Genomic DNA, 15,199 nt, shown 5'->3' with positions numbered 1-15,199 from the left:
CATGATCTCGTACCGATCCAGAATTTTAAAACCTCTTATTTACATATTGCTGATGGTCGTTGTTACGGGTTGTTGGAACAGTAAGGAGCTGAACGAAATTTCCGTCGTGATAGCTTTGGGTATTGATACAGTGGATGATCAATATGAGATCAGTCTGCAAGTTGTTGACCCTTCTCAAATGTCTCGTAATCGGGCTATGGAACGGTCGCCAACAATCGTTTTTTCCAGCCGTGCTGACACGCTATTTGAAGCCCTTCGCAAACTCACAACCGAATCATCTCGGAAAATGTACATGTCACACTTGAAGTTTGTAATCTTTGACGAGAACACAGCAAGAAAAGGCATTAAGAAGCCATTGGATTTTCTGTTCCGGGATCATGAAGTTCGGCCTGATTTCCATTTGGCCATTGTCAGGGGAAGTTCAGCGAAGGATGCCGTTTCTTTTGTAGCTCCAACCGAGGTTTTACCTGCAATGGATATGTATAAGGCTTTGAAAGTATCTGAGAAAACATGGGCACCCACCTCCGCGGTCGATGTCAAAGATCTTCTTCAGCGTTTAACGAAAGAGGGCATCGAGCCTGTTCTTACAGGCATTCGATTGAACAATCTGAATAAAGGTCTTACCATCGATAACGTGAAAAAATCACCTCAACATGTGAATTATTTATTTACCGGAATTGGCGTTTTTCAGGGTGACCGTTTGACTGGCTGGATAGAAGAATCCAAGAGTAAGGCTTTTACCTACATATCCAATCGAGTTTCCAGTACAGTTGCTTCCGTTGGCTGTCCGAATTCCAAAGGGAAGTTTGCTTTTGAAGTCATTCATAACAACGTAAAGATCATTCCAAAAATAAAAAACAATGAGCCACACATTACTCTTGTAGTGGATACAGAAGCCAACATCGGAGAGGTTACGTGTAATGCTGACCTGAAGGATGAAAAGACGTTTAATGAGTTTCAAGTGGCAGGCAGAGAAGAACAGGAAAAAATCTTAAAGGAAGGCATTCAAAATGCACAGCATATCGGTTCCGATATATTCGGGTTCGGGGAGGCTTTTCATCGAAAGTACCCATCTGAGTGGCATAAATGGAAAGAGGACTGGACCAGAAAATTTCAACATCTCCAGGTCGATGTTAATCTTCGTTATCGTTTGAACCGTGTCGGGAAAATTACCAATTCCGTCGATTCCTATCAGAACAATTAGGAGTGGATGTATATGTTATATGTAATACTTGTAGGATCTTTTGTCGCAATGGTTATTGAATTTCGAGCATTGAAGGAGAAGCACTACATACGTGAAATCGTATGTGGCATGGTACTCTTTGCTGTTGGAGTTATATTAAACGTTCTGAGGATAGCGCATATTGAACTGCCGAGTCCACTGGTAGGAATTCGGATTCTATTCCAACCATTAAGCGAGTTCATTACAACAATATTATCATAGAAGGGGACTTCGGAGTGAATACCAAGCTGACTGTTCGCCAGGCCATTACATGGTTTGCTCTGTATCAAATAGGAAGTGCATACTTAGTGCTGCCAGCGGCTATTACCTCTGTTGCTAAACAGGATGCTTGGCTTTCCATTCCCATTTCCTTGGCCTTTCATCTGATGTTGATACCGTTGTATACCTCTATCGCCAGGCACATGAAAGGGAGAACTTTTGTGGAGTATCTACGTTGCCTCTTCGGCCCTCTGGGCGGTACTATTGCCATAGTTTTCATTTTTTCCTTTCCCTTTCTTGAGTGTATCATGACACTTCGAAATCTAGGCGACTTTGTGACGACATCTATAATGCCCGAAACACCTTATGACGCCATATATTTCATTATGCTCATAGCCGTATATCTCGCTGTCCGCTCGGGTCCAATCGTTATTGGGCGGTGTGCAGAAGTTTTGTTCTTTTTCTTTCTAGTCCTGTATCTATTGGTCAGAATCACTCTTCTTCCTGAGGCCGAGCTAAAAAATCTTCTTCCTATTTTGGAAAACGGTTTGAAACCTGTCGTTCTTGCATCCATCAATTTATTTGCTTTTCCTTATGCAGAAGCGATCCTCTATCTTTTTTTTGTTCATCACTTCTCGGATACAAAACAATGGAGAAAGTCGGTCATTGTGAGTGCTCTGATTAGCGGCAGTATGTACTTTTTCATGATGCTGCAAATCATCACAGTCATCAGCGCTGGTGTAATAGCGGATTTGACATTCCCTACATTTTTTATTGACCGAACCATTAATATTGGCGAGTTTCTTCAGCGATTCGAAATCATCCTGGCAATCGTCTGGTTCGTTACTATTTTTTTCCGCCTTGTGCTACTTCTGTATATTTCCGCACAAGGGCTCGCGGATGCTTTTCGTCTTCGTAACGCTAACTCTCTGTTGATTCCCCTGATCCTGATCATATTAGCCATGACCAATTTCATATGGCCAAACATTTCATTCATAATCGAGTTAAATCAAGTATGGCCTTATTATGCCATGATTTTCGGCATTATGTTTCCTGCTGTGCTTTGGTTGACTGGCAAGATTAAAGGATCGTTAGAATCGATCAAGGAGTACTAATTCTTGTCCTCTGCTGAAGACAAGAATTAGTTTCGCCCTGGTGAATGACCACATCTGCTCTTGAAGAACAGAGCAGACAGTATAGCTAAATCATATCAGCATCTATAGAGTTTCATTGATGGAACATATTTCTGCGGTACTGATAGGGCGTAACTCCGTATTCCACTTTGAACAACTGGATAAAATATTGATTTTTTCGGTAACCAACCATCTGCGCTATATCGTGGACACGGAGTTCCGAATCTTGAAGCAGTTGAGAAGCCTTCTCCAACCTTTTCCTGGATATGTAGTTTGACACATTTTCGCCCGTCTCCTGTTTAAACAGTTTGGAAAAGTAGACGGGATGGAGATGTGCAACTTTCCCCAGTTCATCCAGGCTAAGGCCATGTGACAGATGCTCTTCGATATAGGTTTGCACTTTGTCAACGATGGTTTGAATGGACATCTGTTTGTTGTTTCTGATCCGACTGACCCGATCCATGAGAGTTGACGATAGTTCATCAGGATGCCGTAACTGGTTGAACATCCAATTCACGGTCTCATAGGTATCGCGATCCTTATCCGTCAGATATACATATCGAATGGTCTCCATGAGAAAGATTATTTTTTGTTTTCGGAGACGGATTTGATCATATTTTTTAATGATATTTCCGGCTGACTCCCAATCACCGCATGATGGAGAATGGTTGAATATGCCTATGAAGTCTTCTGAGTGTACATCCTCATTAAGGAAGAACCTGTAGAACATCTGACGGGTCACGTTTCGATCAGTCAATGAAAAGGGAGGGGACACGACCGAGTGCTCCAGTTTGATGGTCAGTTCCCCAGCAGCTTCTTCCGGAACAAGACCGAACAGTCGCGTTCCCGCATTCCAAACGAGACGATCCAATTTGTCTCCGACAGCATGTTTTATAACATCCTCATGTTCCTGTGTAAAACCCTCCAGCTTAAAGCAGCAAAAACGGCGTTTCTCTAAAAATTTGGTATAAGCCTCATATTCCTTACTTAATGTCTCGTTATGACCAAGCAACGATAGCAGAAACGCCAATCCATCAAAGTTCTCCCATGCGATCAATTGAGCGGGACGTGTCTTTGTAATATTGTTGATGGCTTTAGACATGGCTTTCTCAACGTCATTTTTGTCGACAGGTTTGAGCAGGTAGTCGAGCGCACCTAAACGGATTCCTTGTTGCGCATATTCGAACTCGGAATAGCCCGAAAGGATGATGACTTTGGTTGATAAGTTATGTTGGTGGATATGTTGAAGCAGATCAATACCAGAGACCTCAGGCATTCGGATGTCAGTGATCAGAATATCGATATGGTTTTGAGTCAACATGTCCCTTGCTTCAATCGAATTGGTCATCGTCTCGATCTGATCAATGCCAAAGGTGTTCCAATCGAGCAAGTGCTTCATATACTCAACGACATAATGACCGTCATCCACAATTAATAATCGCATTAGCTATCTCCTTTCACCTCGGGAATGCTGATGAGCAGCAGGACGGACAAGCCGCCCCAATCATTGGTAGTAAAATGTAGCCCGCTAAGTTCGCCATACGTATTTTTCAGACGTCGATTTACATTCCAGAGCCCTACGCCTTTAATTCCTTCAGGCGGGGTATCACTCTCAAGCCGAGCCTCCAGGCTGCGGATATTATCGAGCGAAAGACCTTTTCCGTCATCGGAGATCTTGATCGTTATTGCAGTCTCTGTCTGTTTGACATCAATTGTTACCCGATGCGCACCTTGTTGTCCTTCAATTCCATGTTGAATCGCATTTTCCACCACTGGCTGGATGATCAACGGCATAAGGGGAAGCGAGGCCAGTTCTGGTGGCAGATCAATGCTGTACTCCATTTTTTTGCTGAGAGCCATAATGATCAGGAAATGTTCCGCAAACTGAAGCTCGCTTTCCAGCGTAACTTCATGCCGGTCCAACTTGGTTAAATAACGATAATATTCAGCCAGATGTTTGCTCATGCGCATGACAGAATCAGGTGAAAACTGAGCCACCGACATGATGAAAAACAAACTGTTGTACAAAAAATGAGGATTAATCTGAGCTTGAAGTTGTTGAAGTTCCGCACTTCGTCTTAGTTCCGTTTCAGTCTTCAAGGATACAAACAGATCCTGGATCTCGGTAACCATATGATTAAAACTTCTAAACAAGCTGTAAAACTCTCTATCCGTATTTTCGGTAATACGTGTATTGTGATTGCCTTGTTCGACCTGTGAAAACTTCCTTTCCAACAAACGAATATTACGGTAATAGTTCCGGTAAAACGTAAAGATTACAACCAAACCAAGCGTGAAAACGGCTAAAATGCTGGCAAAAAATACTTTACGGTTACGGTCAATCGGTTGCAGAAAATCATTTGTCTGTGTATATGTAATCAGGTAGGCGTCGATTGATTCAATATATCGGGAAAGAACATAGTAATCGTCCGAATTGGTGTGATAATCATATTTTAAAGTGATCTCCGGCTGTGGAGAAAGCATTTCAGTAATCGCTTTCAATAGATCGTTGTCGACTTCTTTCTCACTCCATAACTGATGGGAATTAAACCAAAAAAAAGCGTTTGAGCTGTCGTTGTTCACAGCCTTTTTCAGCAGATTTCTCAAATAATCGGTATTCAGCTTTACACCAACGACGTACTGAGTCGGTTCATTTTGTCCGGATTTTTGGGTGTAAGGGTAGAGGGCAAAATAATACAAGCTATTGCCGACAATTTGCCATCCCCGTTGATGAACATCCTTGAACGGAAGTCTCGCTTCCGGTGTATTGTTCGTGGACAGAAACGTTTCTTCAGACTTCCAGTAAATGCCGATCGATTCAATCGATCGACTGGATAGGAGCGTTTGCCGCAAGCGATCAACGATTTCGTTTTTCTTCATTTGGGAATCGTAATTGCTCAGCTCGTTAACATGCCTCTGGTAAAACCGGACATCACTGTCTGCCGCATACTGAACCCCGTACATGTTAGCTTCGTATATAATCCCGTCAAGAATGCCTTTCACATAATCAAGCTGGTTTTTGGAAGCGCCAATCAGATTTTCTTCAAGTGTCTTGGAGCTCAATCGGTTCATCACGAAAAACAAACTTAACGTCAGCAGCAGAAAAAAAACAAAGAAATAGATGAATCGCTTCATATACATTTTTCTGATCATATGTGTTTCCTTTCATATCGCCAAACGTAGAAGTTCAAACTCCAGATCGGATTAACTTTAATATAAGCCAAACCTTCGAAAAGCGGAAGGGCAGCATCGGTGATAAATGAAAGCGGTTTTAAATTGCTTCAGGGCGGGGTTATGATCTTGAAATTTTGGCATTTTGGAATGAAAGCGCTTTTGTTAAGCTTATCTTCAAGGATCGCTTTCGAAGAGCCATCATAGAGGAGGTATGCAACATTAACGAAATTGTGCCCGCCAGATCCGCGAAAAAAACAAAAACAAAGATTTCCCAGCGAAGTTCATTCAAAAAGGAAATCAAGAAAAGCTGGCCTTTGTACGTACTGTGTATTCCCGCATTTGTGTTTGTATGCATCTTTTCTTATGGCCCAATGGTAGGTTTGCTCATGGCATTTCAGGACTACAAACCATGGCTGGGCATCGGAGGTTCCCGGTGGATCGGGTTAGATAATTTCGAACGAATTTTCCAGTACAAAGAAGCCACACAAGCGATCGTTAATACGTTAATTATCGCCGTTTCTAAAATTATCGTTGGTATTATCGTTCCAATCGTTATGGCTATCCTGCTGAGTGAGATCCGAAATATGGGCATTAAGAAAAGTATACAGACACTAGTGTATCTGCCGCATTTCTTGTCCTGGGTAACGGTCGCGGGGTTGATGATCGACATTCTCGGATTAGACGGAGGAATCAATCACATCTTGACCCAGATTTTCGGGAACGATCCCATTTACTTCTTAGGTGATCCTGATCTGTTTCGATTCACGGTTGTGATCAGCGATGTGTGGAAGAGCTTCGGCTTTGGCATGATTGTTTATCTGGCGACCATTGCAGGGATTAATCCATCTTATTACGAAGCGGCCGAGATCGATGGGGCCACACGCAGGCAGCAAATTCGATACGTTACCTTGCCTAGCATGTTGCCCATGATTATCGTCATTTCTACGCTGAGTCTGGGCAATATTCTGGATGCGGGCTTTGATCAAGTCTTCAATCTGTACAATCCGCTTGTCTACAGTACGGGAGATATCATTGACACCTATGTCTACCGTTCATCCTTGTTAAACGGGCAATACGGCTTCGGAACCGCTGTAGGACTGTTCAAATCGGGGATTAGCTTGATCTTGATCGTTGTCTCTTACAGGCTGGCCTATAAGTATGCCAATTACAAAATATTCTAACAAGGAGGGAGAGGGATCATGTACCATAAGACGACAGGTTATAGAGTATTCTCCTATTTTAATTACGCGTTCATGATACTGGCGGGGCTGGCGTGTTTTCTACCACTGCTTCATCTGTTGGCACAATCGCTCAGCAGCAAAGCGGCCATTAGCGGTAATATGGTTTCATTTTGGCCGGTCGGGTTCAATGTGGACGCCTATGTAAAAACGTTCAACAATTCTAATTTCAACGGTGCCATGCTAACATCAATCACTCGAACCGTATTAGGTACAACCATCAGCATGTTTATTCTTACCTGTGCAGGATATGCCCTGTCTAAGGAATTCCGGGGACGCAACGTGCTCATGTGGTTTTTTATCTTTACCATGCTCTTCTCGGGGGGATTGATACCTTCTTACATATTGATCACCGCCCTTGGATTAAAGGATACCATATGGGCTCTTGTGCTACCGGGCGCTTTCGGTGCTTATAATCTGATTCTTCTCGTCAATTTTTTCAAAACGATTCCAAAAGCCTTGGAAGAAGCAGCTTTCATAGACGGAGCGTCCTTTTTCGTAATTCTCAGCAAAATATATTTACCATTATCTCTACCTGGCATCGCGACCGTATCCTTGTTCATTATGGTAGGGCACTGGAACTCCTGGTTTGACGGGATATTGTACATGTCGGATGCAAGTAAGTATCCGTTGGCTTCGTTCTTACAGACGGTCGTTGTGCAGAGCAATATGCAGAATATGGCGATGAGCCAGTCTGAAGTCGCTGCAATGTCGGAACAAAGTATCAAAGCAGCTCAAATTTTCGTCAGCACACTACCGATCATTTTGGTCTATCCTTTTTTACAACGATATTTCGTGAAGGGGATTGTACTTGGAGCCGTCAAAGAATAGTTGTTGTGACGAAAAATTCGATCTATATATGATCAACTAAAATTTACACGATAACAGCGATCGGAAGGTTGTTCTGTCATCGGAGTGTCAGTGTAAATATGAAATTAGTTGAGCTTATATAGAAAACAAATTGAGTATGAGTGAAGGGGGCATGTTTCCGTGAAGAAACGAACCGATTTATGGAAAATGGTAAGTATGGTTATGCTGTCGGCTGTTCTTATGGCTGGCTGTAGCAAAGGGGAGAGTGCTTCCGAGACCGCACCGGCATCGGTGCTTAAGGACGGAAAATATGATCCACCGTTTACGATCACCATCGCCAAACAACAGGATGAAAATGCTGGAAAGTACATCAACGGTGAGACGTTGAATGACAATGTATTGACCCGCTGGGGCGAACAAAACCTGGGTATCAAAATTCAAACCACCCTGCTGGGAGGTGATGCTTCACAATACAATACCAAGCTGCGGCTGGCGTTGACGGGTTCCGAGAAGCTGCCAGACGTTCTGCCCGTCTATGACACCATGCTGGTCAATGATCTGATTGAGTCGGGGCAAGTCAAGGAGATTACAGAAGACATCTCAACCTACATGCCTGACCGGATAAAAGAAATATACAAACAATACCCGACCACCTTCAATCCAGTGGTTAGGGAGGGCAAGGTCTACGGGATGGCCATTGCGCCGAATTTGACGGAAGGTGAAGTCATGTTGATCCGCCAGGACTGGTTGGACAGTTTAAACTTGAAAGCGCCAACAACGATTGAGGAGTTTGAACAAGTCATCGCGGCGTTCACTAACGAGGACCCAGATGGGAACGGCAAGAAAGACACATACGGCTTTACTTTTTCAGGTAAAGATTCCTACAATACGGGCTGGGTCAGCGATCCGGTCATGATATTCAGCGCATACACGGGCAAACATCTTCCAAGGCAATGGCATAACGACAATGGCAAACTCACGTATGGATCTGTGGCTCCTGGCAACAAAGAGGCACTTGCCAAGTTACGCGATTGGTATGCAAAAGGGTACTTGAACAAAGAATTGGCCACCCAAGGTGCATGGGATGCACTGTCCGATTTTACGGAGGGGAAAGCTGGTATCATCATTGGTCGTCCTTGGCTTTACGACAGTGTGAAGGACGTAGAGAAAAATGTGGAGGGTGCAAAAATCAGTGCTTATCCGACCATTCAAGGTGTGAACGGTGATAAGACCTATCAATCCGCCCAGTTGAACGATGGTGTGTTCATGTTTAACAAGGATTTTCAGAACATGGAAGCCTTCTTCTTGTACTACGATAAAATGTACGACGCGGCGTTCAGCACGGGAGATTTTAAATACGGCTACGCGCAGGGATACGATTACGATATCGTCAACGACGAAGTCACTTTTGATCCAACGAAATTTAATACGCCATTAGAGGCTGTGCAGGGCGTTGGGAAAATGGCATTTACCAAAAATACACCGAGTGTTGATGGTCCTGGCCAATCGTACTACGATCTGGCGAATGGAGTTAAAGCCGACACGGGCGTCCTCATTCAAAGCGCTTCAAAAGATCAAACGACACAGGATGGATATCGGATTTCGTATGAAAACAGAGATGTTTTACTGCCAAATGAGTTTAACGGTCCACCAACACCAACGATGCAAAATGTGTGGGAACAGTTGACTACCATGGAACAAGAGACGTTCACCAAAATCATATATGGCAATGAGCCGCTTGAAGCATTTGATACCTTTGTGAAACAGTGGCATGAAAAAGGCGGAGACACCGTTATCGAAGAAGTTAACGAATGGTACAACCAAGCCAGCGAGACGGATGTAATGACACTGATGAATTTGAAATAAAGTCTAGTTTCACCTGAACCAGCCTTCCGGCAACAGGGAGGTTGGTCTTCTAAAAAAAGGAGATGATGAGACATGATCAAAGGTAAATCGTGGATGGCTATCGTCATTGCATTGATGTTGTTAACAGTACATTTAACGTCCTCAACTCAAACCGTTCACGCTACTGCTGGTGAAGAGACCAAGATCGCTGCAACACTGTTTGTCCTGAAGAATGAATCCAAAGTATCCAATGCCAAAATTCATTGGGCACCTGTCCAGGGAGCGACTGCATACGAGTTATACAGATCCGAGAACAATGCGCCTTATACGTTATTACAGACCTTAACCGGTACAACGACGGATGATTATGAACTCAATATAGGTAACACATACAAGTATCAAGTGAAGGCATATGGCGGAACTTCCTTGTTAACCTCCGCTGTCTCGCCAGAATATACCCCTTACAGCCTTCCAGAAGACCTCACAACTTTTGATAACACAACGCAATCAACGCTTATGCTCCCGAATGAACTTAAAGTTGGGGATACCTACTACAGGTTTAATTTTGTTCAAAAGCCATCAGGTGGATTTGGAGAAATGATTCAACAGACATCAACAGATGATATCACCTACGGTAACGACAAAGTGGTCCTGTCCTACACGGATCATCCCGATCTGGCGAACTCCAAATTTGAGGGGATTAATATTCTATACCATGCGCCCACAAACAAATTCGTTTTTTGGGCTCACTATGAAAATAGTACAGATTACACGCTTGCCAGAGTATCTGTGGCTTCAGCTACACCTGGAGAAGACTTTACATTTCACAAAAGCTTTCGGCCGGAAGGGAACCAATCCCGGGATATCTCCATTTTCAAAGATGACGATGATTCGGCGTATCTGATCTCTACGGCCAATAATAATTCGGACACCATCTTATATAAGTTAACCTCCGATTGGCTGGATGTGGATCACCAAGTTTCTGTTATTTATCAAAATCAACACAGGGAACTGCCCAAGATGATCAAAAAAGATGGCATTTATTATTTGTTCTCTTCCCAAGCGGCAGGTTGGTACCCGAGTATACCCTTGTATTCATCAGCAAATAGCATAGACGGAAATTGGTCTGAATTACGGACAATTGGCAACACGTCAACCTTCTCGGCGCAGTCGGGTTCCGTCATGCGGGTGAAGCCAGATACGGGTAACAACGTGGTTATGGTTGCGTATCGCTGGATGTTCGGCTGGGCAGGCACGCAAAATGGAACAACGGAGGAACGTTTGCTTCCCGTTTGGTTCTCCGATGGTTACGCATTTTATGATTATTTTGATCAAGTCCTGTACAACACAAGTGATGATGTCGTCGTTCCCGTTCAAAATGGGAAACTGCTGTCACAAGGTAAACCGGCAACAGCCCAAACGGCTACTGGCACAAACCCGGCAAGTTATGCTAATGATGGTAACTATCAAACCGAATGGATCGGCACAGGCAGCTCCTGGCCACATTGGTGGAAGGTCGACCTTGGTTCCGTTCAGCAATTGAATAATGTGCAAATCTCCTGGTGGATGCAAAAAGGCTCCGAAGGTTATTACAAATATAAAATCGAGACTAGTACGGATAATGTAAACTGGACCGTGGCATTGGATAGAACCAATAATACATCTTACGGTTTCACATCAGATACTCTATCGAGCACTGCTGCCAGGTATGTACGAATTAATATGCAAAATGCGGCACTTCATAACAATCCCAACAATTGGTACACGCCAAGACTTTGGGAAGTGAAGGTATTTGGATCGGACACCAATTAACGATGTTCTTAAAAGAAGAGAGGTAACGGTGTGAATAATCAACTAACCAATGGTGGCATCTGGAATGATTTAAGTGGTCAGCCGATCCATGCCCATGGTGGACATATGTTGTTTCATGACGATTATTATTACTGGTATGGTGAAGATCGTAGAGAAGATATATATGTGAGTTGTTACCGTTCCAAAGATCTATTCAACTGGGAGTTTCGGAACCATATCTTGACGACCTCTACGCCAGCTGCACCCATTCGAGTTCGGACGAATCTGAGATTAGTGAACGATAAAGGTGGAAAAGTAAATCTCGAACGGCCTAAAGTGCTGTTCAACGCGGTGACAAAAAAGTTTGTCCTCTGGGTTCACTATGAGAATGGTGACAATTACAATGATGCTGCATGTGCCATAGCCACATCAGATTATCCGGATAGCCATTTCGTGTATCATGGCAGCTTTAATCCGTACGGGTATATGTCACGTGACTGCACGCTCTTTCAGGACGATGACGGGACAGCATATTTTATTTCGGCTGCCAGAGACAATGCGGACCTGCACATCTATCGCCTGCAGGAAGATTACCTTAATGTTGAAAGTCTTGTCGGAAAGCTGTGGCAGGGGGAATATCGAGAGGCGCCAGCCGTCTTCAAGCGGAACGGTAAATATTATATGCTGACCTCATTTTGCACAGGCTGGGCCCCCAATCAAGGGAAATACGCGATGGCGGATACGATGGATGGACCATGGGGGATGCTAAGCGATTTTGGCGATGAAACGACGTACCAAACGCAACCAGCATTTGTGCTGAAGCGATCAGAAGAGGAGTATCTATACTTTGCAGATCGCTGGAACGGATCGGATTACTTCCAATCCAGCTATGTGGTCCTGCCCATTGAATTCAATGGAGACATTCCTATTCTGAATCATTATTCCACATTATCTTTGGGAGAGGATACACATCTGATTCATTTTGAACGATAATTTGAACGATAAAACGACTGATGAGAAAAGACTTCGATCCTACTGAGAATGTAGGTTCAAAGTCTTTTTGAATGAATTTTATAATTTCAAATCTAACGAATAGCGATCGCGAAGTACTGATAAATGATGGAGCTCATGTCCAGCCATAACAAATGCAATCGATCGAGCTGAAGCAGTGTTATCACTGACGATCCCTTTACAGAGCCATGCTTCCGGGGTGAGGCGACGGAGCATAAGAATGGTTGAGCGACGTGTGACGGTATATTCTTCGCTCAAATCGGCCAGGGTATACGCATTGAAAGGGTGGGTCTGCATAAGCACGTCCTGATCGTAGCCAGGATGATTCGCTTGGTCACCTCTGGCGATGCGAAGCAATCGACTGCTCATGATGCGTTCGTTATCCAAAAGGTGGCCGATGACCTCTTTTACGCTCCATTTGTCTTCGGCGTACCGATAATTTGCTTGCTCCTCTGTCAATGAAGAGAGCAAATTTTGTAAGATGTTGGCCTGCTGCTCCAACATTTCAATGATGTTTCCTTCAGGAACAAGCTGGATGTACCCTTCATAATAAGCTGCATATTCATCTGTAGTTGGTCTTTCAACCATGGTAATGCCTCCTTTGTGATCGTAGATCTGGAATATATTGTAGCATAAATCCTACAGCATGAAATTAGCCCCTCCACTTTATGAGCGGAAGGGCCGTTTCATGTGATTTGAACAGTTTATATCGTTTGGTTGTAACACTTTTTAATCCGTTCGTCGTATCCCCTTATTTTGAACAAATTTCTCCAAAACCGCAAAATCCTCCGTCACTTTTTTGAACGGCAACGTGTTCAGCACCTGTTCCCGGTAATTCTTTTTAGCCGCTGCGCTAAGACGGGAGTCAAGTATGCTGAGTATGCCAAGGTCCGTTTCACTACGGATCAAGCGTCCCGTTCCTTGCCGTAACCGAAGAAGCATGTCCGGTACAAACACCTCCATGAACGGATTCTCCGTTACAGATGCCTTATATTCATAAACAGGATCCGATGGAACAGGGAAGGGCAGACGGAAAATAATGACCTGTGACAGGTCAGACCCCTCGATATTCACACCTTCCCAGAATACACCTGTACCCAGGAGTACACCTTTGCTTTTCCTGAATTCAGCGATAACACTGTCCTGGGAAGATCCCTCTTTTTGAACATGGAGTGCCCATGTATATTCATTAGCCCTTGAGATCAACTTTTTGTGAATGTACTTCATGTCCTCTTTTGCTGAAAAAAGGATGATTGTTCTTCCCTGAGTTAGATTACAGAGTTGAACCACTTCCTTGTACGCTGCTTCAAGATAGTTTTCGCGCTGATCGTGGTGATAATAGGGAACTTTGTTCGAAATATACATCATGGCATGGTTGGTGTAGTCAAAAGGGGAGGGTTGGCGCTCTAGGAAATCTCCCTTATAACCGAGGGAGTGCGTCATATAAGAATATTGTTCCTCCAGCGTATCCCCGCCTTGGCACAGCGTTGCTGATGTTAGGATTACAGGTACCTTGCCATTAAACAAAGCGTATTTCAGAAATTGGCTTATATCTTTGGGACAGATGCTGATTGTGGTTACTCCCAGGGGACTGCTTGCCCATCTGAGATAGTTGTCCTCTATTTCAGCCAAGACATGGATGAGCGTAATGAGCCCATTGATGGCTTCAAAAGCGTCATCGATCTCCCGCTCGTGGCGTGAGGTCAAAATGGAAAGGCGTAGACTGAGATCTTTTAATTCGTTCGAGACCTGGTTCAACGGTATTCCTTTGATCTCTGACACTTTAATTCGGTCGTTATCCTGCTTGGCATGGTGGAGCAGATCCGCGTTTACCTGTTTGAAGATGCGCTCAGCGCAGTTTTTGATGAACTTGGATTGTGAGAAGAGACTTTTATCCCCGGACTGTTTCGTGAGAAGCTGCACCGTGGTATCCAGAATACGGCAAATTCCCCGATAAGTGAACTCAAGTGTTCTGGCATCCCGAACTTTAGTTTCCAGATTATGCGCTTCATCAATGACGATCAGAGCAGGCTGTTCCGAGATGATGCTTTTGGTTCCTTCTTTTTTCTTCATCAAATCCCGTATGAGCAAGTCCTGGTTCACGATAATAAAATCAATCTCGTGAGCTTTTGCATTTAATTTCGCTCTCATATCGTAAAACAAACATGCAGTTTTATGATGACAACGTTCAAATTTGCAATCATTCACGGAAACGTGGGACCATTCAGCATCACTAATTCCAGCTTTAATATCGGCTCTTTCATCAATTTCATAATCTAATATGCGCTGTGCAAGGGTAGACACGGAGGAGTTAGCATCATCAAGACTGATCCATTCCGCTGCTCTACTTCGGCAGGCATACTGACCCATGCCTTTTCCCACGACGGAGCGAACCGTTGAGAATCCCAACCGACTACCAATGATCCTTAAATCTTTATGTATCTGTTCCGAGAGCTGAATGGAGGAGGTAGCTATAATGACTGGTTTCTGAGACATTTGATTCGTGAGCAGGCTTGGGATCAGGTACGCAAAAGACTTACCAATTCCGACACCAGCTTCAATCATGGCATTATGTCCATGGATATAAGCATCGGCGATATCGAGAGACATTTCTTGCTGTCCGATCCGCTCTCTAAGGCCGATTCGGGGGAACCGGTCATATATTCGGAAGATGGCGTTAACCAAAGAACGTTCGATTTCCTTGTCCGGTTCCTGCTTATTAATTTTGTAAAGTTCATTTAACCAATTCATAATGA

11 protein-coding genes are annotated in these 15,199 nt (G+C 43.8%); 7 read left to right on the top strand and 4 right to left on the bottom strand.

Annotated elements, in window-relative coordinates; translation table 11 throughout:
• Nucleotide 1: 1 nt before the first annotated feature.
• Together MHI14_RS15710 and MHI14_RS15705 are read left to right on the top strand one after the other, a co-directional pair.
• Nucleotides 2-1,204 (top strand): Ger(x)C family spore germination protein, encoded by a 1,203-nt coding sequence (locus tag MHI14_RS15710; protein WP_091030279.1) that lies wholly within the window; start codon nt 2-4, stop codon nt 1,202-1,204.
• Nucleotides 1,205-1,458: 254 nt separating this feature from the next.
• Nucleotides 1,459-2,556 (top strand): GerAB/ArcD/ProY family transporter, encoded by a 1,098-nt coding sequence (locus MHI14_RS15705; RefSeq protein ID WP_341130729.1) that lies wholly within the window; start codon nt 1,459-1,461, stop codon nt 2,554-2,556.
• A 112-nt stretch (nt 2,557-2,668) separates the two neighbouring features.
• On the opposite strand, the gene MHI14_RS15700 is transcribed toward MHI14_RS15705, so the two are convergent.
• Complete coding sequence (locus MHI14_RS15700) at nt 2,669-4,018, bottom strand: response regulator transcription factor (RefSeq protein WP_341130728.1); 1,350 nt, start codon at nt 4,016-4,018, stop codon at nt 2,669-2,671.
• A complete protein-coding gene (locus MHI14_RS15695; protein ID WP_341130727.1) occupies nt 4,018-5,727 on the bottom strand; it encodes a sensor histidine kinase in 1,710 nt (569 codons plus the stop codon). The genes MHI14_RS15700 and MHI14_RS15695 overlap by 1 nt, the downstream gene beginning before the upstream one ends.
• A gap of 317 nt (nt 5,728-6,044) precedes the next feature.
• Here MHI14_RS15695 and MHI14_RS15690 point away from each other — a divergent pair, with 317 nt between their 5' ends.
• The 5 genes from MHI14_RS15690 to MHI14_RS15670 all read left to right on the top strand — a co-directional run bounded on the left by MHI14_RS15690 (nt 6,045) and on the right by MHI14_RS15670 (nt 12,425).
• Entirely contained in the window at nt 6,045-6,929 is an 885-nt protein-coding gene (locus MHI14_RS15690; protein ID WP_341131709.1) for an ABC transporter permease, read from the top strand.
• A gap of 18 nt (nt 6,930-6,947) precedes the next feature.
• Nucleotides 6,948-7,817, top strand: coding sequence for a carbohydrate ABC transporter permease (locus tag MHI14_RS15685; RefSeq protein WP_017688372.1), 870 nt, complete (start codon nt 6,948-6,950; stop codon nt 7,815-7,817).
• A 159-nt stretch (nt 7,818-7,976) separates the two neighbouring features.
• The gene (locus MHI14_RS15680) at nt 7,977-9,662 is read left to right on the top strand and encodes a hypothetical protein (protein WP_341130726.1); all 1,686 of its coding nucleotides are present in this window, start codon (nt 7,977-7,979) and stop codon (nt 9,660-9,662) included.
• A gap of 72 nt (nt 9,663-9,734) precedes the next feature.
• On the top strand, nt 9,735-11,453 hold the full coding sequence (locus tag MHI14_RS15675) for a discoidin domain-containing protein (RefSeq protein WP_341130725.1): 1,719 nt from the start codon (nt 9,735-9,737) through the stop codon (nt 11,451-11,453).
• Between the two features lie 30 nt (nt 11,454-11,483).
• Nucleotides 11,484-12,425: a family 43 glycosylhydrolase gene (locus MHI14_RS15670; protein WP_076317845.1), complete on the top strand. Its 942-nt coding sequence runs from the start codon at nt 11,484-11,486 to the stop codon at nt 12,423-12,425.
• A 78-nt stretch (nt 12,426-12,503) separates the two neighbouring features.
• Here the strand turns inward: MHI14_RS15670 and MHI14_RS15665 are convergent, their stop codons facing one another.
• Together MHI14_RS15665 and MHI14_RS15660 are read right to left on the bottom strand one after the other, a co-directional pair.
• Nucleotides 12,504-13,031, bottom strand: a complete 528-nt coding sequence (locus MHI14_RS15665) for a DinB family protein (RefSeq protein WP_091030261.1) — start codon at nt 13,029-13,031, stop codon at nt 12,504-12,506.
• Between the two features lie 141 nt (nt 13,032-13,172).
• Nucleotides 13,173-15,194: an ATP-dependent DNA helicase gene (locus MHI14_RS15660; RefSeq protein ID WP_341130724.1), complete on the bottom strand. Its 2,022-nt coding sequence runs from the start codon at nt 15,192-15,194 to the stop codon at nt 13,173-13,175.
• Nucleotides 15,195-15,199 lie beyond the last annotated feature (5 nt).

The organism is Paenibacillus sp. FSL K6-2393, assembly GCF_038002545.1.
In the GTDB taxonomy this organism is placed as follows: Bacteria; Bacillota; Bacilli; order Paenibacillales; family Paenibacillaceae; genus Paenibacillus.
The sequence above is the reverse complement of the archived record's forward strand: the minus strand, read 5'-3'. Positions and strand labels throughout refer to the sequence as shown.